This window comes from Pseudomonas sp. WS 5021 (genome assembly GCF_012985535.1).
In the GTDB taxonomy this organism is placed as follows: Bacteria; Pseudomonadota; Gammaproteobacteria; order Pseudomonadales; family Pseudomonadaceae; genus Aquipseudomonas.
In genome coordinates this window covers 42,512-63,742 of record NZ_JAAQWP010000013.1, presented here as the reverse complement: position 1 = coordinate 63,742, position 21,231 = coordinate 42,512, and the positions used below count along the sequence as shown (strand labels likewise).

17 protein-coding genes are annotated in these 21,231 nt (G+C 51.8%); 1 reads left to right on the top strand and 16 read right to left on the bottom strand.

Annotated features, from left to right (window positions below):
* Positions 1–367 precede the first annotated feature (367 nt).
* Positions 368–1,054 carry a DUF1845 domain-containing protein gene (locus HBO19_RS27355; protein WP_047229214.1) on the top strand — a complete coding sequence of 229 codons (687 nt, stop codon included), beginning with the start codon at positions 368–370 and terminating at the stop codon, positions 1,052–1,054.
* 211 nt (positions 1,055–1,265) lie between these two features.
* On the opposite strand, the gene HBO19_RS27350 is transcribed toward HBO19_RS27355, so the two are convergent.
* From HBO19_RS27350 to HBO19_RS27275, 16 genes are all read right to left on the bottom strand, one after another.
* On the bottom strand, positions 1,266–1,985 hold the full coding sequence (locus tag HBO19_RS27350; RefSeq protein WP_047229215.1) for a nuclease-related domain-containing protein: 720 nt from the start codon (positions 1,983–1,985) through the stop codon (positions 1,266–1,268).
* Between the two features lie 49 nt (positions 1,986–2,034).
* The gene (locus HBO19_RS27345) at positions 2,035–3,084 is read right to left on the bottom strand and encodes a TraU family protein (RefSeq protein WP_052915339.1); all 1,050 of its coding nucleotides are present in this window, start codon (positions 3,082–3,084) and stop codon (positions 2,035–2,037) included.
* Positions 3,071–4,312, bottom strand: a complete 1,242-nt coding sequence (locus HBO19_RS27340; protein WP_047229216.1) for a TrbC family F-type conjugative pilus assembly protein — start codon at positions 4,310–4,312, stop codon at positions 3,071–3,073. The genes HBO19_RS27345 and HBO19_RS27340 overlap by 14 nt, the downstream gene beginning before the upstream one ends.
* Positions 4,306–4,878, bottom strand: coding sequence for a S26 family signal peptidase (locus HBO19_RS27335; protein ID WP_052915341.1), 573 nt, complete (start codon positions 4,876–4,878; stop codon positions 4,306–4,308). Before HBO19_RS27335 ends, HBO19_RS27340 begins: the two co-directional genes overlap by 7 nt.
* A complete protein-coding gene (traC, locus tag HBO19_RS27330) occupies positions 4,878–7,343 on the bottom strand; it encodes a type IV secretion system protein TraC (protein ID WP_047229217.1) in 2,466 nt (821 codons plus the stop codon). The genes HBO19_RS27335 and traC overlap by 1 nt, the downstream gene beginning before the upstream one ends.
* Before the next feature lie 11 nt (positions 7,344–7,354).
* Positions 7,355–8,068, bottom strand: a complete 714-nt coding sequence (locus HBO19_RS27325) for a DsbC family protein (RefSeq protein ID WP_047229218.1) — start codon at positions 8,066–8,068, stop codon at positions 7,355–7,357.
* Between the two features lie 118 nt (positions 8,069–8,186).
* Complete coding sequence (traA, locus tag HBO19_RS27320) at positions 8,187–8,531, bottom strand: TraA family conjugative transfer protein (protein WP_047229219.1); 345 nt, start codon at positions 8,529–8,531, stop codon at positions 8,187–8,189.
* A gap of 140 nt (positions 8,532–8,671) precedes the next feature.
* Positions 8,672–15,337: an Ig-like domain-containing protein gene (locus HBO19_RS27315; RefSeq protein WP_170058667.1), complete on the bottom strand. Its 6,666-nt coding sequence runs from the start codon at positions 15,335–15,337 to the stop codon at positions 8,672–8,674.
* 58 nt (positions 15,338–15,395) lie between these two features.
* Entirely contained in the window at positions 15,396–15,875 is a 480-nt protein-coding gene (traV, locus tag HBO19_RS27310) for a type IV conjugative transfer system lipoprotein TraV (protein ID WP_047229982.1), read from the bottom strand.
* Between the two features lie 10 nt (positions 15,876–15,885).
* Entirely contained in the window at positions 15,886–17,202 is a 1,317-nt protein-coding gene (locus HBO19_RS27305) for a TraB/VirB10 family protein (RefSeq protein ID WP_047229981.1), read from the bottom strand.
* A gap of 11 nt (positions 17,203–17,213) precedes the next feature.
* Positions 17,214–18,254, bottom strand: a complete 1,041-nt coding sequence (locus HBO19_RS27300; RefSeq protein WP_047229980.1) for a type-F conjugative transfer system secretin TraK — start codon at positions 18,252–18,254, stop codon at positions 17,214–17,216.
* A 177-nt stretch (positions 18,255–18,431) separates the two neighbouring features.
* The gene (locus HBO19_RS27295) at positions 18,432–19,073 is read right to left on the bottom strand and encodes a TraE/TraK family type IV conjugative transfer system protein (RefSeq protein ID WP_047229979.1); all 642 of its coding nucleotides are present in this window, start codon (positions 19,071–19,073) and stop codon (positions 18,432–18,434) included.
* Positions 19,073–19,360 (bottom strand): type IV conjugative transfer system protein TraL, encoded by a 288-nt coding sequence (gene traL, locus HBO19_RS27290; protein ID WP_052915356.1) that lies wholly within the window; start codon positions 19,358–19,360, stop codon positions 19,073–19,075. The genes HBO19_RS27295 and traL overlap by 1 nt, the downstream gene beginning before the upstream one ends.
* A complete protein-coding gene (locus HBO19_RS27285) occupies positions 19,357–20,142 on the bottom strand; it encodes a thioredoxin domain-containing protein (RefSeq protein WP_047229978.1) in 786 nt (261 codons plus the stop codon). Before HBO19_RS27285 ends, traL begins: the two co-directional genes overlap by 4 nt.
* An 87-nt stretch (positions 20,143–20,229) precedes the next feature.
* Positions 20,230–20,877 carry a DUF4400 domain-containing protein gene (locus tag HBO19_RS27280; protein ID WP_170058666.1) on the bottom strand — a complete coding sequence of 216 codons (648 nt, stop codon included), beginning with the start codon at positions 20,875–20,877 and terminating at the stop codon, positions 20,230–20,232.
* Positions 20,870–21,226, bottom strand: a complete 357-nt coding sequence (locus HBO19_RS27275) for a hypothetical protein (RefSeq protein ID WP_047229976.1) — start codon at positions 21,224–21,226, stop codon at positions 20,870–20,872. The genes HBO19_RS27280 and HBO19_RS27275 overlap by 8 nt, the downstream gene beginning before the upstream one ends.
* Between the last annotated feature and the right edge of the window lie 5 nt (positions 21,227–21,231).

Genomic DNA, 21,231 nt, shown 5'->3' with positions numbered 1-21,231 from the left:
GAGATCCCCGTTAGGGTTTTTTGACACAAAAAAAGGAAGCCCAAGGGCTTCCTTCTTTGATTAGCGCTACGCGAGCGTAGGCTTGGTTTTTAAGCTGATAAGCTCAGCTTGGCTTGCTCCCAGACGCATACACGTCATGGGTACCAGTGACAGCAGCATGCTGACACGTAGGGTCAATAGCCTCCAGGAGGCAAATTCATAATCGACTTTAGCCGATGAGTGCTGCAATTCTCACCGCCATTTCAGCTTGTCGTCAACCGAAAAAAACACATGTCAATTTCCGACGCAATTCGTGCGCGAAATCGAAAAACAGAGCCTCCGCAAGCTGGTGCAATAGTCTGGCCACCAACATCCGGAGAAATCGCCAATGGCCACCGATCAACCACAACCGACCAAATACCAATATTCGAAGCCATCACTCAAAGGCAAAATGATACTGAACACGGAGCAGGCAAAGTTCTTCGCCGGTAACCGATTCGATAGCCTCATGACATCCCTCTTCATCATCGACGTTACCTCGCGAAAGCTGGCTAAACGCCTCAAGACCTTTGATCACAAAGCGGTAGTAGAGGCTGTCTCGAAGAAGATTGAGCGCATGGAAGTAGCCGTGCGTGACGAGTCTGAGCGGATGGATGCTCTTCTGAAGAGCTTAGGAATCAAAGAGCTTGCCGGGTACAGCTCCCCACTGACTCGTGAGTTCGAGATCACCAGCCCGGAAATCAAGCGGATGAGCAGTCTGCTTCATGCATTCGACCACTTGATTATTCAGGTCGATACTGCCTGGTTGCATGAAAAGATTGATAGCTCCGAAGCTGATGAATTCCGCGCCAGCAAAAGCAACCAAATGGCGCGGCTAATCCGCTCACTGGTTGGCCTGGGTCAGAGCGCTCGAGCAAAAGCCTACGCCAGCAAAGTTGCAGAGCTTCAGGAGGATATCGAAAAGGCAGAAGCCAGCGTCAACGCAGAGAAGAAAGACCGTGAAGCCAAGGGCTACATCGAGCCAGATGGCAATGCAGATGCTTTGGACGCTCTTCCTGATGAAGCGGTTGCCTGACAGCTCCGGTAATGAAAACGCCCCGCATTGCGGGGCGTTTTTTTTAGAAAGTACATGATGCTCGATAATCGTACTGCTGCATGCGCCAGGACGAACATGAGCCGCAAGCTAGGTGCGAATCCTCTCCGCTAGGTCGCTCAATTATGGATTGAGGAGCTGGAGAATGACGAGTGGATGTGCAAGGTAATGAGGTGCTTTGGGGCCGTAGCTGTCACACCTGCTTTTCCTGTTGGGGGGACGATAGGTGTTCCTCCCGGTTTCTACCTATATGGCCTATTTTAGAACCCACGCCGTCCCGAAGCTTTAGCTTTTCTACATGACGCCTAGCAGCCCAATAACCACCCTTAATTCTGCGCTCGCTCAGTGACCGGCAAATTGATACTACATGTCCCCGGGAAAAAACCGGGGCTTTGAAGGACTGTATTTTACGAATCACGCCCCAAATACTGTAGACCCGCTCAGGCATTCCATAGGTAAATTTGGCTTGCCCGGCCATGACTGCGTAGTTGTGAATTTTCTGAGAATGAACACCAGTAACTTTCTGAACGGCCTTGACGTGTGAGTAGTTCTGCATCAAAGGGTTTTGAACACGGTATTTCCTTCGGCCGACGATTTGCAACCATAGTTCAGGTGCTTCTGGGTCAGTTATGATTTTACCCTTGAAACACTTTGTCTCCAGTACAAAGATCCCGTAGACCGAGACAATGACGTGATCAATTTGTGTCGACTCTTCTTTTGTCTTGCCCCGATAGATCGCGTTGGCGAACACCTTGTACTGGCCGCTAAGACATAACCGAAGCATGAAGTTCACCTTGTACTCCCCCCACCACCCCCGGTATGCAGGATATTCAAGGAGTCGCATGTGAGCGATGCCCGCAAAAACTCCCAGAATCAAAACTGGGGGGAGGTACAACATTAGAAAGTCATTCATACAATCGCAAATCCGCCCTTACAGGCGGAATCTCCATTAGAACGGTTCGCTAGAGCTTCGAACAGCAATCGGTCCAGCGCCAAAACATGTACATGGCATCATTTCCAGTTCCAGGCACATGCCGGCTAGGCCCACCTTCCCAGGTTTGAGGGGGCTCACCGAGCCACATCGCTCGGCTGTTCTGAGACTTTGGCCAGAACTGAGTGACCCGATACTGACTTTTAGGAATCGTGGGGTAGATCCCCGCTTTGCAGACGTTCTCATCACCCATGGTGCGCCGAGCAAGGCCTCTTCGATGTTGCTGAGCGATCACCCGTGCAGCAAGTAACGCCGTGGTCCGGTTTGCATCTTGTGCCACAGTTACACCGGCAAATGGGTAGATGCTCCCCCACGTTCCGGTGCACCACCAAAGCGACTCAAGAGGCTCCTTTCGAGCGGTGACGAGAGCCGACTCAGCTGCGCAGGCGGCGATAGCAATCGGGTTGGCTACGGCCGCGGACTCAGGATGCTGGAAGAAAGCCAACGTGCCGTTGTTCCAGGTTGGATCGATCTCGGTGAAGGAGAGAATATCGAGGTCAAGATAACCATCCGGATTGCATTTGGTAGGCGTGTAGAGATCGAGGATCTGAAGTAACGGGAAGGCATACAGATGCGCGTGATAGAACGACCCTGACGCCTGACCAGTCTGGGTACTATTGTCCTGCCGTAGTCTCCCATAGCTTCGTTTGTTGCCAAGCGGTAGCGTTACACCGCCCAGAGTTGGCGAGCAACCTGGCTTACGGACAGTTTCAACCATCCGTGCAGGTTCCCACATTGCAGTGATGATGCCTGGCTTGTAGATCGGGGAGGAACCTTCCTGACAGGCGCAGAAGACCATTTTTGTAGCTTTCGCAGGCGCAGTACCAGGGGTTATTTGCACACCAGAAATGCGAATTGGAAAAAGGCACGCCCAACAGATGTCAGTGAACAACTTGGGCCCAAATAGCCCTGAATCCTCACACATCACTTCGCCGGAAGAAGCCTCCGCTGCTAGCCCTGGAAGGGAAAGCATTGATGCAAATACCAACAACGCTGCGCACATCACCTTATTGATGCTCACGATTAGCCTCCTCGAACGTTGTTTGATCAACCTCGCGGACCATGAAGTTCTTCGTGTCAGCAGTTACGACAGATGGGGCTCTGAGGATTTGGAAACGCTCTGCCATATCGGGAGGCAGCAGGTAGAGGGGGGCGTCGAGGCGGTCTTGCACGCTATTGAACAAGTCCCAACCAGAATCAGTGGGGATCTGCGTCGCCATTACGGTAACGGTTAGGTTCGCAGCATGAGCCGCATACTCACGCTTTGCGAGCGCAACTTGCCAAGATTGCGTCGGGTCAATTACTACCAGTTTCTGGTCAAACGGCATCATGTCGAGTGGATTAATTCTCCCCGCCTTCTGAACAACCCTTCCCATGTTGTCGAGAATGTCATCGGGAACGATTACAGACGCATCGACAAAGCGTGTCGCACTTTTCGTTACCGGCGGCAGTGGATGCCCTTTGTGGTTATCCCAGAACCGAGATATCGCTCGCTCCTTCATGGCATCAGTGTCCAGTTCAGCGATGCGTTGTTTCGCAACATCCATGAGGTCAGGCTCCATAATTTCCTGTGTAGAGCCAATAGTTCCTAAATCACCTCGCTTACCATCCTTTACTGCCGCCTCGATGTAGGTGACAGAAGAGGACCCAACAGCTTTGGCAACCAGAACATCATTCGGAGACTCTATGACGACTGTTGGGACGGCTGAAACGCTATGACGTTGAAATGCGAGCGGATCGAGCAGCACTGTGACAGTGCTGTGTGTTTCTTGCGTGAGCAGATGCATTTTAGATACAGCGTCGCCCATCGACATGCCGTTAGGTATGCCACGAAAGACAATGCCAATGCCTGGCATCCCGTCAAATGAAATGAGGATGTCCTTGATGGCAGTTGTGCCCAGCGACCACGACACGAAAATCAGGGTGCGGTTTCCTTCTCCCAAGGGGTGTTTCTTCTCACGCTCCGGGTCATCAGCGCTACCGAGCGGAAAATCGCCCCCCAGGATTTCCTCATCATTAGCTTGAGCAATGGCGTTTTCGGCCATCTCACTCACCCAACTCATGTCTGCGATACCACTCACTTCTTCGCGCGCGGCTTTGGAGTTACGGCTGATTTCCTTCACCTGCTCGAGAAGTACGGGATTGAACTCATGGATGTCGTACTTGCGAATTCCAAGATCGTCGCCTGCGATGGCCATCGCGCAGCCGAAGGCCATCCCAATGCAGATGGCTAATTGATTCTTCACCATATTGGATATGCCTTCCCGATGATTTGATCTGTCGATGCTGAGCCCCAGTACCGGGAGTCAAAAGAGTCTGGAGTGCGGCCAAAGAACCAGTAATTACCCTGCCCTATTACCCCCTCTCGAACGTACTTCCCTGGGTCTATCCCGTGCTGGCTGGCCACCTGAAGCCCTTGGGCGACGGTCACGTCATTGATAGTTGTTTCATCCAGCCTAACCCTCGCTAGATCACCTGGCATGCCCTCCAGCACCTTCACGATGATCGTGCCGTCATCAAAAATCGGACTCAGACCTTTTGAGTGAAAGGCATAAATTTCCCCTCGCACCAGGTCCGACTTTGTTTTGTCGATGATCCATAGCCTGTATGGGGGTAAGCACAGGGAGTCCTGGCTAGCGATAGCGATGGAGTAGCGGGATGCCAGTAGTACAACTCCGCCGGCCACGATTGCAGAGTAGAGAAGGCCTTTGCCGAGAAAGGTTGCCGAGATTCGCTTCGGAGCTCGATCGCGCTCAACCTTAGCCATAGCCCTTCGCACTTTGGCCTCGATGCTGAAGGGGTTCCACAACGCCATTACGCGACTTCCGCCGGATCAGGGCTGTACTCGACACCTCGATCACGGAGTACGCGGAGAATCGCCTCATCCTGAGGAATGCCGGTGAGTGTGTAATTTCGGATCGCTTGCACATCTTCGGGCGCGGTCGAATAGAGGAGGATCGAATATGGGTCCACCGTTAGTCGCACAATGCCGGCACCGCGGGGGGTGAGCATGAATATCTCGGAGTAATGACCCTTATACGATTTAACCGTCTTCAGGATGCGGTACCCACCCTCACCCAAAGGCAAACGCTTGTTCTCCTGGATAGCATCAATAGCTTCGGCCTTCTGGCCAAGCAGCAGCGTGAATGCGGAGTTTTCAGCGATGGCTTGTCCGACCTTGTTCTGATAGAGGTCATTGACGCCTTGAGTAATGACAATGGCACTACCGCCATACTTACGGAATCGCCGGTAACCATGCTCGATGAACTCACCAACGTTGCCCTGGGAGAGTAGCGACCAGGCTTCGTCAATGATCACAATTTTCGGTCGGTCACGCTCACCAAGGTACATGTCCTGCTGGATTTGAAAGATGAGCTGAAGGAGCACAACTTGTTGCAGGTGTTGACGCCCTTTAAGCTCCTCGAGCTCTAGAACCGTGAAGGGGTTCTTGAAGTTGAGGTTATTTTTGCCGTTGAAAAAGCGACCGTACTGCCCTTTTGAAGTGAACGCGAAAAGCTGATGGCCGATGTCCTGGATCCGCATATCCGAATCGCTAAGGAGTGCGTCAGCGATGTTGTCGACAATCATCTTCTTGCCCAACAGTTCCCAGCAGCCCGTCAGGTGTCTTTTGAGTCCGGCTGTTTGGAAGTCGATCAGAGGCACGGTAGGGGCAGCCATAGCGGAAAGCAGCCCAACCAGAACATCCTCTTCTTCGCTGAAGTCCTCGATCAGCTCGAAAGGGTTAAGGCACAAATTCGACTCTTGGTCGAAGCGTGCAAAGTCACCTTTGTAGGCCTCCGCGAGTTTGAGGTAAGAAAGGCCCACGTCAATAACCCAAACCTTCGCCCCAATGCTCAGGTAGGACGTGATGAGATAGTTGGTAGCAAACGACTTACCAGAGCCCGACTGGGCGGCGATCATACCGTTGTAGTTGGTGTCGGAATCAAAGAGGTTGAAACTAACAGGCTGACCATTTCGGGAAATGAATGGGGCAACCTGGGTCCCTGTTCCTTTCCAATCTCCATAGATTGGAAGAAGCGGCAAAGCCTGGGTGAGGCTCAATGTCTTAAACCGAAACAGCTCTTTCATCGCATCGGGATCTGCGCACATAGGCAGAGAGTTCACGAATACGGGCAACACACAGAATTTATCCTCCATGAGGCTGAAGCCCTGCGTTGCAAAATGGCTCTTTGCACTCGAGGCTGCCTGAGTTAAGTCTTCCTTGTTCTGACCGAATACCACAAGGGTCATCGTCGCTTGAACGTTTGGCAGACCTTTGTCGAGATCCTCAAACAGCGTGTCATAGGCTTCCTTTGTCTTCCGTAGAACAGGTACAAAATGCACCATCGGGCCGAAGCTCTGATTGATTGCCCATTGACGACGCTTCGAAAGCTTGTCCTTCGTCTCCAGTTGGGGTGGAAAATACAGGGTCATATTGATAACGCAGTTACCTCGAATACCGCCTCGCTGAGACAAAATATCAGCGAGGTACTGAGAGGCATCGCCCTGCCACATGACATCAGGAAACCGCTTGGCCGAAAGCGTTTTGACGTAACAATCCTCACCAATCTGAAGGTGGTCTTTCTTTACGTCTAGGCTACGGTTGAAGTCGAGAATTTGCTCATTCAGCGGCTTGTCTATATCGGCCTTCATGTCCGGGTCCTCACGCCACGAGGCTGTTGGCCCTTGATTCAGTATTGAGGAGAATATTTCCTTGTAGCTATCGTTTGTAAGGGGTACAGGTGCGAGGTTGCAGCTGTCCAACGAAGTTCGCAGTCCGTCGAAAAGCTCCTTCGCCGCATTCGTTTCTATTTGGGTAGGCAGCGCATTGGCGATCGGAAACGTTACGGAGACGACCAGGCTCTGTTCACGAATTCGTACACCCGAGATTGAATCAACCGGACGCATTGTTCGATCGCTGAAGTAATCGGCCCGGGCGTTCGTCACTTTCTCAAGCAGCGCTTGAGTTTCAACAGGAAGATCAGTGCGACCTGACTCACGGAAAGCACGACGCAGACGAAGAAATCCCGTCTTCATCTCATTGATATTTTCAGTGCAAATCAGACCGAACTGAATAGTTGTTTTCTCAGGCCAATCAACTGTAAGACCAGCCTTCAGACGGTCGCCTTCATCCCCGTTTGAACCCGACAGAGGGGAACATAAGAAAGCGAAACCCAAGCGATTCCCTTCCAGCTGAAACAAGTAAAGATTCGGCTCATAGGCGAGGCCATTAATCAGCTTGGAAAGCCGAGGTATTGATCGGATGAGCGATTTGAGCATTTCAGACTTCCTTAAAGGGTACGGTTTGTTTCAATCCAAGCGCGCAGGCCTTCTTCAGGCTTACCTTCTCGAGTTAAACCGTCATCACGAATGAGGAAAGGGACATTTCTAGCGCCAAGAAATTGAGCAGTCATCCGGCGCTTCGAGATCACGTCCAGATCACACTGCCCGGCGGGCAGCTGTTCGAGCGGCGATTTCATATCGCCCGTAGCTCCGGCCTTCCATGCTGCAACCTTGTCTTTTGCGCAAAGGAGCTCTTTGGTGCGGACCGCGCTCTCTTGGCTGAGCAGCGGTAGCATTAGCACGTCAAGGCGATAGCCCTCGGGAAGGGATTCGCGTGCTTGTTGGATGATCTCCTTGCAGTACCCACACGCAGGATCGGAGAACATGGTGATTGCTTTCTCACCGTTGCCTACAGTGAGAGGAGCAAGATCTTTGAAGCCGAGGTTTGTCTTGTCCACTGGAACATAGTGGGCGGCGATTCGGGCGTCCTCAATGGTCTTCAATTCCTTCTTCGCCCACACGTCATACACAGTTCCCTGGATGATGAATCGGCCGGTATCGCTTATAACTGCGAACTTGCCGTTCTTTTCAATTGCGAGCATTGCTGAGGCGGGAAGCATCACCACCTTGTCTGCATTTTTGTCTGCTGGGCTTTCTGCTAATGCGGTACCCGCCAACGCAAGCAGCGTCATGGCAAGAACGGTTCGTGTTGGTTTGAACATGGGCGTACCTCCTGAGTCGATGCACTCAGAGTATTTGGCCCGTAAAAGAAAAGGCCTCTTTTTCAAGACGTTTTAGCGTCGGAAAAAGAGGCCTTTGATAGATGTGTGTTGCCTGAGATCAGAAGCCTACAGGCATAGCTTGGAGGGCGCTGGTGATGACAGAGGCCCCAGGAATGGTTGCAGTCAATATAGACTCGATAACTTCCGGCGCAGCGTAGAGGCCAACCCCACCGCCGACACCTGTGACGAACGGCATGAGTGATTGACGCAGAACGCCTGCCCCGATACCGGTAAGAATCATCAGGCCGATCAAAATGCGGCCCAGAGTACCTTTCATCCACTCTGTAATGGTAATCCACACGCTATCGAACGTATCGCCACCAGTACCCGCGAGAGCGGTACCTGCGACAACCATGACGGCTACTACGGCCAGTGTTTGGAGAGTTACTTTGTTGACATGCATTGGTCTTGCTCCTGGAGGACTGACATGCGCAGGTGCTGCGCTCAGGAGACATTTTTCATACTTTCTGTTAGCCGGTGTTTCGCTTTCACGCACATTTCTCGACGGAAATTAAAAAGGGCCGCTTTGTGCGGCCCTTTGTATTACTTGTTAGAGACTGGCGGCGACTCAGCTCCGGAGTTATCGATGCCTACGAGGGTAATTACGGGCTCTCCTTTTGGATAACGCCACATCGATACAGAGATGTTGCTCGACGTCAGCGCCTGCTGCTCACCATTGATGAACCATAGGTTTTTAGCCATTCGGCCATCTTCATCAGTACAGTTTGCTTTTGCTAGCCAGGAGGTTCGTCCAACTACAACTTCCAGCTTGCAGACAGGAGGCTTGTTCCTAGCCACCGAAATTTTGGCCTCGCCTGTCGCTGTCTGCCCCATTGCAGTGGCTACATCCAACTTCACCGAATACACCCCATCCTCTTTGAGGGTCGCGCGACCATATTCACCTGAGCTGGGTAGCGGATTCCCATCCAGGCTGAACGTTTTTTGGAGGATTTTATCCTTTGGGTGGCCGCCGGTGATTGATGGTCGAATGAGCACGCCCAAAGGCGCGCGATTCGCATCGTTATCACCAAACCAAGACAATTTAACATCCCACGGAGTCGGCTCAAAAAACTCCAATTTGGTTTCGGAATAGCTGTAGTTACCCCGAGAGTCGGTAATGTGGGCGCCAAATGTGTAAACACCTGGTTCCTTTACTCGAACGATCCGGTTGGTCTGGTTGGACTCCTTGATCATTTCGAGACCTGCGTAAGGAGGGATATCCCACTCGATGGTCAATCCCTCGAACTCACGGAACAAGCCAAGAGCGCGCGCCGTCATGGTCAAATCTGCCGGCACATACTGAGCTGTGGACTTAGAGTTGATCTTCCATTCTGGCCAGTCATACGACCAAAAGATCAAACGGTGCCGAGTAAGACCCAAACCACCACGGTCCTCGTAGCCATTGATCCAAGATCGCACACCAATGTAGTTTTCCTCATTCTCCTTGTCCTCCGGAGTTGGTGTGTACTTCACTTCAGTTGAGCGGATGACTGTCCCGTCAGGCAGGATAAACTCCCCATCCATTTTCACATCCATTTTCGGATACGGCATCATCAAGTTGGCAATCCACGTAGCCTCTTTTCCGACTTCAGGACGGCGCGGTCCAATGATCTGGACACGAGGCGGCATAACAGGCCTAAACGCAACACCTGCCCTTAAGGTTTTGTAGACCCTTTTATCCTCTGGTGAGTCTGAATATTTCACCCTGGCCGTGAGGTACACACGATCAGCAACATCACGACCCAATCGATAAGACCCCTGACCTGGAGCCCAGGTTTTACCTCGATCCTCCGACCATTCCACTATCATCCCAGTCGTATCGAGCGTATTACCTTTTAGGTCAGTTAGAGTGAACGTACCGCTATCACCGATGAACACGTTCGCAGGGCCTTTCAGCCTGGCAACAGGAACGACATAGGCGACAACTTCAATAGTGGGAGTCATGGATTTCGAACCACTGTGGCGGTTCGTCAACTCCGCCCTTAGCAGATACGTCCCTCGCTGAAAGACCATACTGAGCCGCTGCGGAAGCTTTGCATTACCTTCAATGTTCTCCCAGGTAACTCCACCATCTTTGCTCATCTCCCAGCGCACTTCACCGAGATCACCTGATTGGTAACGATCAGTAGTGACCGCGTAAAAGGTACTGCGTAGAGGTGCAGGACCGATGACGCGCAATGCCCGAATCGAACCATCAAGGGATTCACCATTGAGAACAGATAGGACCATTGGGGCGGCCGACACACGTATCAACTCGAACTCAGGTACAGGTGAGCGCACACGAGCTTCAGCAATGATCCGAACCGCTTTATTCGTTAGTGATTGAAGAGCGACTTCAAATTCGACTTGCCCATTATCGTCAATGGGCTCCCAGTTCGTCATAGGCTCGTAGTTTAAACCTGCAGTCGTCGAAAGAAGCCGAATTTCCCAGTCACCCATGCTGCTCAGGCGATATGCGTCCTCCATGAAGCGGGTATCTTTGATGCCAACCCGGATTGGAAGACTAACCGTATCCAAGACCGTTCTTTCATCGTTGAGAATGACAGGGAGAATTTTGTCATGAGGGACCGCCAGGAGTGCCGCTTTTTTTATCGAACGCGTTTCTGGTAACGCGGTGTATCCAATGTCAACGGTGTACGGTGTTACGCTCCACAGAGGTGCCTCTACTCCTTCAATGTAGCGGGTAAACCTCTGAGACCGACCATAGCTAGGAATCGTAGACCGCTCGATTACTGATTCAGCTCGGCTGATCACCACGTCCAGCGACGCTGCAATTGAAGCTACAGACGCGCTGCCAACATATCCGCCGAGTTGTGAAACCGAATACAGCCCTTCTTTCACCAGGTTACTCGATGGCATTTCAACTTCGATCGCTGGCGGCTCTGTAACCATAACAGTGTGCTCCCCGTAACCAATGTCGATTTCCTGGCCGCTCGGGGTGAAAATGGAGGCTTTCCAAGAGATGTTATTTGCTCCCGGCAGGTTCATTGCTCCCTCAACGAGTGGCGTGACACTGTTGCGTTCTTGCGCCATTCCCTCTGGCAACTGCATCCAACGAATGAGGCACGATGAACGACTCGACCACTGCTGAGCTGTCTTCTTCGCAAAGCTTTCGCTCGCAGTAGGATCACACACAGGGCCTTCCATGTGACGTAGCAACAGTGAGAGTTGCTGCACCTTTTGATAAGCCTCATTCGGAGCCGGTTTTAAACTAAAACTGACTTGATCGGCCACAGGCAGAATGTTTAGTTGGTGACTGAAACTCACTACCTTGTGCTTCAAGCCGCTGGAGTCAAAAACATATGCAGTAGCCTCAACAGTCTGACTCCCTACGGCTGCTCCACCGGCGTCCATCATTAAGTTATCGAGGGTTCCAGCGCTGCGCCACTCATCAGGAGTCTTCGTCCATGTGATGAAGCATGCTGGATCCTGAAGAACATTTTTTGGCTTCACTACCGTCTCATTGGTCATGACCAAGCATGCATTGTTCGTTGGTGTGAAGCTGATTCTGGTGCGTCCTGCGGCTTGCAGGATGTCCCATGAGTCGGCGGTTAATGAGCCCTGCGGTGCCCACACATGCACGGGGATTGAATATACAGGCCCCGTCATATCTGCACGGCTGAGATAGACACTAGCCATCCCATCAATACCAATTTTCAAACCACCTAAGCGAGCCTCGAGTAGATCTGCTGTGAGCTTATGCGGCACTAACCGCATTCCAATTCCCTGTGCCAATTCACGATGTTGCAGTGTTACGCCCACCTCACTATCAGGAGTCGTAATGGCGATGATTTCAGAACCTAACGCCTCAATAATTTTATGATCAAGAATCTGAAGAGCATAAAGACCCGAGCGGTTCGTCATTTGTGCTTTGACAGCCGGAACTTTAGGTCGGACTGCACTCGGTTGAACAGTACGATCTTTAAACATATCCCACGCTGGAAGAAAATTTAAAGCTACCTCTTGTTCAATATAAAGCCCATCTTGGTCTGTGGCGCGCACTAAAACTGAAGTGTCGGCATCTCCATCAGTCTTGTAGATAATGCTCATTCCGCTTATCGTTACATTGCCATGCGCAGGTTGCCTGGCAATTTCCAGAGTATTTGCCCCCCATTTATTCGGATCTAATACTTTAAGTTCAGCGGTACCACCAATACCAGAATACATTTCAACTTCAGTAGGTGTTATTGCGGTTGGCTTATAATTAAATTTTGTTACCTCGACTGTGACTGGCCCTTCGACACTCAAGCCCTCACTATCAGTAGCTTTAATTATGAAAGTGTCGCTACCGTAAAAAGCCGGATTCGGTGTGTACTCCAGAAGGCCACTCACCAGCTTTGCTGACCCGTTGGAGGGCTGCTGTTCTATGGTAAAGGTATGAATATCTCCATAGATCGTATCGACATCAATGACCCACGGTGCAACGTGATCACTAATCATCCCTTCACTTGCCTTGATCAAGGCCCCTGTTGACGCTGGTGCGTCGTTAACCCATGTGACACTAATCACCACAATTGCAGGTTCAGACCAGGCACCATTTGTATCCTGAGCGCGATAGCTTAATTCTGTAGAGCCATTCCAGTCTTTTGGCGGTGTGTAAGTCAGAATCGTTCCACTAACAGACGCGGTACCTTGGATGGGAGCTGAATCAATCGCAAAGATGCTTGGCGGTGGGGAGTCAATATCGGTGGCCGATAGCACCACGGTTCCAGTGGTGTCTTCAGCGAGGATCAGCGCTTTGTTCTGAGCGATCGGTGCATCGTTCACTGGGGTCACGGTGATGAAAACGGTCGCCGGAGCAGACCACGCCCCGTCCGCATCTTGCGCTCTATAGGTCAGACTGGTTGAACCATTCCAATCTGGATTTGGGGTAAACGTAAGGGTTGAGCCACTGAGCGAAGCCTTGCCATTACCTGGCGGAGAAACTACTGAGAAGTTGGTTGGCGGCGGCGAATCGATATCGGTGGCCGATAACAGAACGGCCCCTTCAGTATCCTCAGCCAGGATCATCTGTTTGTCCTGCGCAACCGGAGCATCATTGACCGGGGTTACGGTAATGACCACGGTTGCAGGATGCGACCAAGCGCCATCCGCATCTCGCGCTCTGTAGGTCAGACTGGTTGCTCCATTCCAGTCAGGATCGGGAGTGAAGGTCAGGGTTGATCCATTGAGCGAAGCCTTGCCTTTGTTTGGCGCGGAAACAATCTCAAAAATGCTTGGCGGTGGAGAATCAATATCGGTGGCAGACAGCGTAATGGTGCCAATCGTATCTTCGGATAGAACCAAGGATTTAGCCTGAGCCACCGGAGGATCATTGACTGCAGTCACGGTAATCGCCACGTTCGCCGGAGCAGACCACGCCCCGTCCGCATCTCGCGCTCTATAGGTCAGACTGGTTGTACCATTCCAGTCAAGATCGGGAGTGAAGGTTAAAGTTGATCCACTGATCGAAGCTTTTCCTTTGCTTGGCGCGGAAACTATCTCAAAGGTGCTTGGTGGTGGCGAATCAATATCTGTGGCTGACAGGGTAACGGTACCAATCGTGTCTTCAGCGATCACCAACGACTTGGCCAGCGCCACCGGAGCATCATTGACCGGGGTTACGGTAATCGCCACGGTTGCCGGAGCAGACCACGCCCCATCCGCATCTCGCGCTCTATAGGTCAAACTGGTTGCTCCGTTCCAGTCAAGATCGGGAGTGAAGGTCAGGGTTGACCCACTGATCGAAGCTTTTCCTTTGCTTGTCGCAGAAACAATCTCAAAGGTACTTGGCGGTGGCGAATCAATATCTGTGGCTGACAGGGTAACGGTACCAATCGTGTCTTCAGCGATCACCAACGACTTGGCCAGCGCCACCGGAGCATCATTGACCGGGGTTACGGTAATCGCCACGGTTGCCGGAGCAGACCACGCCCCATCCGCATCTCGCGCTCTATAGGTCAGATTCGTAGCACCATTCCAGTCAGGATCGGGAGTGAAGGTTAGAGTTGATCCAATGAGCGAAGCCTTGCCTTTGTTTGGCGCGGAAACAATCTCAAAAATGCTTGGTGGTGGCGAATCAATATCTGTGGCTGACAGGGTAACGGTACCAATCGTGTCTTCAGCGATCACCAACGACTTGGCCAGCGCCACCGGAGCATCATTGACCGGGGTTACGGTAATCGCCACGGTTGCCGGAGCAGACCACGCCCCATCCGCATCTCGCGCTCTATAGGTCAAACTGGTTGCACCATTCCAGTCAGGATCCGGAGTAAAGGTTAGAGTTGATCCATTGAGCGAAGCCTTGCCTTTGTTTGGCGCTGAAACAATTTCAAAGATGCTTGGCGGTGGCGAATCAATATCGGTGGCTGATAGCACCACGGTTCCAATGGTGTCTTCGGCGAGGATCAGCTCTTTATTCTGAGCAATCGGGGCATCATTCACAGGGGTCACGGTGATGAAAACGGTCGCCGGGGGTGACCACGCCCCATCCGTGTCTTGCGCACGGTAAGTCAGGCTCGTAACTCCACTCCAGTCAGGGTCTGGCTTGAAGGTGAGAGTCGTTCCGCTGAGCGTTGCCTGACCATTACTTGGCGCAGAAAGCAGTTCGAAGGTGTTTGGCTGTGGCGAATCAATATCCGTTGCGGAGAGAGAAACACTCCCAATGGTGTCCTCTGCAATGGTTAAAGGAACGTCATGAGCTATGGGCGCAAGGTTGGTGGCACCGACAGCGACAGTTAAAATATTTGAATAATCTCTATAGATCGGGCCGTTGTATCTCAATTGCCATTCAAGTTGCACAGCAAGTTCGTATAGCCCTGACTTAGGTCTTTCATTACCCGCCATTGCAAAGTTGCTATCTACGGAGATTGAGCGAGTAGCTCCACCACATGACGTGAACTGCCAAGCTTGCGATCCGTTGACCATGGCCCACGACTCATTCCAAAGATCACTACTCCCCTTCTCTCGAAACATAACCTTAGCAGCGACAGTGGGTGTCACCCCCCATCCAATCACGCTACAACCAGAAATTCTACTCGGATAGGTTACGTTAGCGGTGAAGTCATCACCGTCAGTAACCTTGGTTGGCGCAGTAATTGTTAAACCCGGAGTTTGCGGACCTACCGTACCTTGACCCCAAATACCGAAAGCATGAGAGCTTAAAAGTGAAAAAAAAGTAATGGCAACAACTTTATTGGCACTAAAGAGCGATCTGAATAGTTTGATCATGAGTCGATCCACTTCCATATTTGTGAGAGCAAAAAACCTGCTCAAGGCAGGCTTTTTTTTATTTATTATTTACATTCAGTGGTCTTAGTGTGACTGCTGCGGCGGGTTGCCTAGCTCCGATCTCCCAGCGCCGCGATTCAATTTCTGTGTATACAAAACCCGGAACATACAGATCGCCTTTATCGTCCTCCCATGGATCGACTGCGATGCGCATGACTACGGCTTGCGAGCGAATCGGCAGAGGATTTCTCGCTCTCATCGGCATCGGGGCGTTGTCCGATCCTTCTGCGATAAGCACACGCGTTGCAACGGTGCCTGTAGATTTTTCCCTACTAGCGTCGACGCCTTCTTGTTCTTGTTTCAATTGGGTTTTGTAGTCATCACCCTCAGTTGCCGAGTAAACTTCTTTTGCGGACATGCAGGTAACGCCATTCGGCATCCCCTTACATGCATATTCGTCGGAGCCTAAGCCCATGATGCTGGTACAGCCCGAAGTCAATGCAGCTACAGCAACCGCCAGGATAATTTTTTTAATCATTACGATGTCCTTACTGATTTACGTCAGTGACTTTGAGGGTGGTTGCATTGAACTTCACAGTCATGCCTTTGTTGACGATGAAATTAACTTCGCGCATAGCGTCGATTTCAATTACGGGGAAGATGCTTTCGGCCATCTCCAGATAGAAGTCAGCAATTCGCTCCAGGGCTGAACCCGCGCCGCTGAAACCGGCAGACTGAAGCGCGTTGCTATCGAATGCCTGCTCGTAAACTGGTGTTACGGTCTTCCCGTTATCTCCAGCTCGGGTGACATTGATGGTTGGTACCTTCTGGACGTTGAATGCTCCAGCTATACCTTGAAGAAAGCCCGCCCCCAGGCTTCTCGCGATGATCTGGCCTTGTTTGCTCACCAGCCGGCCGCGCAGGCCGGCTTTCCCATCTTCACCTGTTGCGTAGGCTTCGAGACTGGCTTCCAACACCGAACCGTCATTGCGGACGCACGATAAGCGTTCGGCGCGCATATATGCCCGCTCCGAGCTCAGGTCGCCCCAGCCGCCGGCGATCATGAAACATTCGCGGAAATCGGCTCTAAATCGGTTGGGAAGGATTGCTTCATTTTTTATGCGGACCAGGCTCGGAAAAGGGTCACGCTGGGCCTGCTTTCCTGTTGGCGCATCCATGCCTGTTACAAGAACGCCAGACAGGATTGAACCCGCTGGGAGCGTCACAGAAAGCTCCTGGGGCTTATCCTTTTTACCTTCGTCTTCCTTAGCCTTTATGACCCGGATTTTTGGTGCCTCTTTTTTCTCGCTACTACGCGACTTCGGATCTATAGGCGCCTCTGGAGGCAGGTTCGAATAAACGTCCGTCAGTTCAGCCGGTGAGCTAGTCGCTTTGTTTACGAACGCCAGTTCACGAGGAGGGATGGGTGATCGTCCTTGCTTGGACGCGGAGTTGTCGGAGGCTTGATCCTCCTTCTCAGTAGTACCTTTGTTCCCTCGACCGAGCTTTGCCATTTCTTGCTGCATTTGCTGAAGCTCATGCTCCAGCCCGCTCACTTTGTCTTGTGTATTTTTGAGCTGATGGTCCTTCTCCTTCTGACCGTTAATTCGCTCAAGACGGTTTAGTGCAGTTTGAACTTGGCGCAGCTGACTTGAGATAGAGTCCATACCCAGCCCACGCGGATCTTCGTCTGTAAGTACAGCCTGGACCTGAGGTTTTGCGGCTGCTCGAGATACTCGCTCAGGAGTTGCCGCGTTCATGGCCACGCCAACGACAGTACCGACGACGAGAACAGTTCCGCCGATCGCGAGAAAGAGCTTGCCCCGCGGCGTAAGTTTTTCGAAAAGTTGCTGAATCACTTTCACTGACAGTCCCCTTACTGCAACAGGCTTGGGCGGGTTGAGCTTTGTGGAACTTCGGTTGGAACACGAGTGACTACAAACACTTCAGTTTTCTGGCCGGGCTCGAGTACTTCATCTGGCCATGCACTCACAGCGGCTCTATGAGGGTGCGTGCAGGACCCGTGATCGAACTCGACAGTCTTGGCGGAGACGTTCTCTGCAGTGGCCACAAAGACTTTGAAGTCGTGACCCTCGATCACCTGAGACTTGCTGAAATCGAAACTAAGACTTGGCTGCGCACAAGCAGGGATTTTGTTACCGCTGGCGAGCACACCGAAGCTGTAGCCACGTGGCAGCTTGCCTAGCGCCATCTCACGCATCAGGGAACGAAGAGTGTCCATGTAAGGTTGAGACCGTTCCCACTTGCGCGCCTGGCCGCTGTAGTTAAGCGACGAGGGTACTGGCATGCCGCTCGCCAACCCCTGCACGTTTTTTGCCAATATCAGGTTCGCCTGAATGGGCGGGACACTCTGTGGTAGCAAGGTCAGGGAAATTGCTACTGACTGATCTTCATCAGGCGTGACGTACATGGTTACGGGGTTATCTGCACCGGTGGTGACGTAGATGACGTTCTCTTTAATCGTGATCTCAGCCTCACTTACGGTCTGCACGTTAGGCTTCTCGAAAGGCGTGACCAGTCGGTTCATTTGTCCGCGGCTAATTGGGATAAGGGTATTTGTGCCACTCGAAACAACCACATCCTGACGAGACTCTATCGGCTGCGAAGGGATAGGCTTTTTAACGACACTTGCCGGAACGCTAGGGTTTTCAATAGAGCCCGGAGTAACCGCAACCAGGCGCGGGCGTTTTTCCTCCGACGCATCTTGCTGTGGTTCCGGAACGGTCTCTTGGGAGGGGGTTGGCTTAACCGTCACCTCGGGCTGTGTGCTAGCCGCTACGGGCATACTCATGCCCGGTATTTGAATCTGTTCCTGGGCGATAGCTGGCATCACGGCCGCCATAGCCACTAACAGCGCTGCTGGCTTGAAAAAATTGAGGGAAACTGGAAGGGACATCGAGACGACCTCTGCTCTGAGTTGTCGTCAATTCTGGAGTGCAATCGTTGGCTTGAGTCGCGTTTTCAAGCAGTTTTTGCGTCTGAAAAAGAAGGGCATATTTACCCCTTCCTTTACTGACTTACACCGACAAAAAAGCCCATGCCAAAGTGCTTGGCATGGGCTAGTTGTTGCAATTTAGTGCTCCTGGGCCTTCCTCTTCTCCCGTTCTGCTTGTTTCGCCGCCTTGCTTGTTTCGCGATCTACAACATCCTGAGTTCGCGCATCACCGGAGTTGGTGCTAAGCCAACTCAGGACAGGTTTGTAGTCTTTGATGGCAAGCTCAAACTCATAGGTCCGGTTGGTACGCTTTTTATCTCCCGCCGGGCCTTCACTAACCGAGCGACCTGTAACGTAAAATTTGTTGAGATTAAGGTTATCGCGGAGGACCTTCATCGGCTCAAAGCTCAGGGTAACGCGGTCCTGGCGGATCTGATGAATTTGAGTATCGAGAACCTTCATCGTCTCTTGGTAGATGGCTTTATCTAAGATCGGCCCCAGGGCATCTTTTACAACTGAGGCATTCTGTGGAGTGACGTTACCAAGCATCATGGCGATATATAGTGCCCATGCGTCAGTATATTCACCCGAACTTTGGGTCTTGCTCACCCAGGCTGTCTCGGTCAGCGTAGGCGGGATTACGGTGACTACTTGCTCCTTGTTGATGGCCGAGCACGACACAACAAGGTTGCTCAGTAGAAGGCCAGCAAGGGCAATTCGCAAGAATTGATTTTCCCCCCGCATGCCATCAAAAGAATTTTTGAGCGACTTCAGAAGCATCAGACGTACTCCCTTTGGTAAGAGTTTGGCATGGTGCGAACACTCTTCCGACCAATCGCTCCCCAGTGCCAGTAAATGGCGTGAAGAAGGTATCCGTCTGGGCGGTTGTCGCAGAAACGCCGATAGAAGCGAGCAAGGAGTAGTCCAACCACAGTGCAAAGAATTAACTGCGCCAGAAGAACACCTGCAACCAAGCCGATACCAATGGGCATCACTTCATCCAAGCGCCAAAACATAACGTGCGGCGGCTGGTCGATGTAGGCTGGAATTTTGATTGGCTCGCTCACTTTGCTCCCCCTGCTTTATTGAGGCTGGCAATTGCTTTAAGGATGCCTTCATGACTGGCGTTGGCGCCCTGGAGAACCATCGACATCCCTGTTTGATTATCCAAAAGCAGTGTCGAAGGCGTTTGTTGGATGCCCAGCTTTATTGCTTCGTCCAGATCTCCAGTGACCCGCTCGATGGCCTGCTTGGAATCTGTGCATGCAGCAAAACGCTTCCCATCCAGACCAAGCTCAGTTGCAAGAGAAACGAGGGATTCAGTAACCCCCTTTCCGTTGCCACCCGTTTTATCGAAAACCGTCTGAGTGTATTTCCAGGCAGCATCAGAGCCACCCTGTTCACCAGCACATTCAATAGCCAAGGCTTGTCTACGAGATGCCTCGCCAAGAGCGGGGACATGGAGAATCGCGGCGTTGATTTGCCCTGCAGACGACTCGATAAGAGCTTTGAGCAGGGGGAAATGATCCCGGCAGTACGGGCACTCTGTATCTGTCATTTCGACGAGCGTGTATCGAGCAGATGCCGAGCCATATATCCAGTTGTCTGGAGCTGCGGGAATGTCATCTTTTGGAAGTTGCTTGAGATTGGCAACTATCTCTTGAATAGAGGCGGGATCGACTGCTTTTGCTGTTGCAAAGGACAGCTCACCCTCAAGGGTACTAACCTGGCCTTTAAGGCTGCTCACGGTAGTAAAATGGTAATACGAACCGACTACCAACGCGGTAGCAAGGGCTGTAATAGCGATTGCAGATGGAATCGTTTTCGAGTGAGTCGTTTTCGTTGCCATGGATTTCAGCCTATCGTGTTGATAGGAACATTCTGCGGATAAAAACCGCCTGCGAGATTCGTTTTCAGGCGGTTTTATGGTCAGAATTCAAATCCGTTTAGGCAGGTTGCTGATCAGCACGGATAGGACCACGGGCAGCATTATTACGATGAAGGTTGATATGACGAGCGGCGGTAGCGGCAGAGGCAGCAACACGCTGAGCACAATCAGCATTCCACCCCAAGATAAGACAATTGCAGCGTTGTTATTCAGGAACGGCGATGAATAGTCGAATCCATGTCGCTTGGCATTCCAACGCATCCAGCCAGCGTAAATTGCTGGCACAAGAACTGCGATCAGCAATGGCAACCAGTAGATGGTCAAAACTATCCGGTAAACCATCTGATAGATGATTTTCTGGACGGCTTCACCTCGCGACTCTAGATAGCGAAACCACCAATCCACATTTCTTTCGAAAGCATCCACGGTGCCACCCCGTGGCATCAGCATGTCGGAGACAATCTTTTTGGCTCCAGAATCGATTACTAGCGCCGAATAATAGTAATTGGTCTTCTCAAGCACCTTCTCCATGTCGGAATCGCCAAGCAACTCAACGCCCCACTTGCGTTCTTTAAGCATCACCGTGTCCACAAGCTTATTTGGCGCTACAGTTGCTAGCATCAGGATCAGTAGGAAGAAAAACGCTATAGATGCCATCACGCCCTTTGGCCATTTCTCCTCAAGCATCTCAGCCATTGATGAGGCACTCCCGAATAGGTAGCGGAACATTGGTAGTTTCGCACCACATAACCACATCATCCGGTGCAGGGCCGTTACCGTTGCTCGTTAGGATCTGGAGTATGTGGCCGAGGACAACCCGGAGCCGCACGAAGTCGCTGATACCCTCGCGACACATCCGCTGGTAAGCCACCAGCACATCAATAAGGGCCGGGCCAATGACCTCTGGCTTATGACCCGCCTCAAGCATCTTGAAGATGAATTGCGTTCCACAGCGCCATTCCAGATCGAAGGTACGCAGTCGAGTGGTTGAGGCCTCGTCCAGGCCAGTCAACCGCTGAATTTCTAGAGGGATAGAGACAGTCATTTGTT

Excerpts from the sequence above, each read along its gene's own strand:
- HBO19_RS27355 (WP_047229214.1), top strand. The coding sequence starts at position 368 with ATGGCCACCGATCAACCACAACCGACCAAATACCAATATTCGAAGCCA.
- HBO19_RS27350 (WP_047229215.1), bottom strand. The coding sequence starts at position 1,985 with ATGAATGACTTTCTAATGTTGTACCTCCCCCCAGTTTTGATTCTGGGA.
- HBO19_RS27340 (WP_047229216.1), bottom strand. The coding sequence starts at position 4,312 with ATGGTGAAGAATCAATTAGCCATCTGCATTGGGATGGCCTTCGGCTGC.
- HBO19_RS27335 (WP_052915341.1), bottom strand. The coding sequence starts at position 4,878 with ATGGCGTTGTGGAACCCCTTCAGCATCGAGGCCAAAGTGCGAAGGGCT.
- traC (WP_047229217.1), bottom strand. The coding sequence starts at position 7,343 with ATGCTCAAATCGCTCATCCGATCAATACCTCGGCTTTCCAAGCTGATT.
- HBO19_RS27325 (WP_047229218.1), bottom strand. The coding sequence starts at position 8,068 with ATGTTCAAACCAACACGAACCGTTCTTGCCATGACGCTGCTTGCGTTG.
- traA (WP_047229219.1), bottom strand. The coding sequence starts at position 8,531 with ATGCATGTCAACAAAGTAACTCTCCAAACACTGGCCGTAGTAGCCGTC.
- HBO19_RS27315 (WP_170058667.1), bottom strand. The coding sequence starts at position 15,337 with ATGATCAAACTATTCAGATCGCTCTTTAGTGCCAATAAAGTTGTTGCC.
- traV (WP_047229982.1), bottom strand. The coding sequence starts at position 15,875 with ATGATTAAAAAAATTATCCTGGCGGTTGCTGTAGCTGCATTGACTTCG.
- HBO19_RS27300 (WP_047229980.1), bottom strand. The coding sequence starts at position 18,254 with ATGTCCCTTCCAGTTTCCCTCAATTTTTTCAAGCCAGCAGCGCTGTTA.
- HBO19_RS27295 (WP_047229979.1), bottom strand. The coding sequence starts at position 19,073 with ATGCTTCTGAAGTCGCTCAAAAATTCTTTTGATGGCATGCGGGGGGAA.
- HBO19_RS27285 (WP_047229978.1), bottom strand. The coding sequence starts at position 20,142 with ATGGCAACGAAAACGACTCACTCGAAAACGATTCCATCTGCAATCGCT.
- HBO19_RS27280 (WP_170058666.1), bottom strand. The coding sequence starts at position 20,877 with ATGGCTGAGATGCTTGAGGAGAAATGGCCAAAGGGCGTGATGGCATCT.
- HBO19_RS27275 (WP_047229976.1), bottom strand. The coding sequence starts at position 21,226 with ATGACTGTCTCTATCCCTCTAGAAATTCAGCGGTTGACTGGCCTGGAC.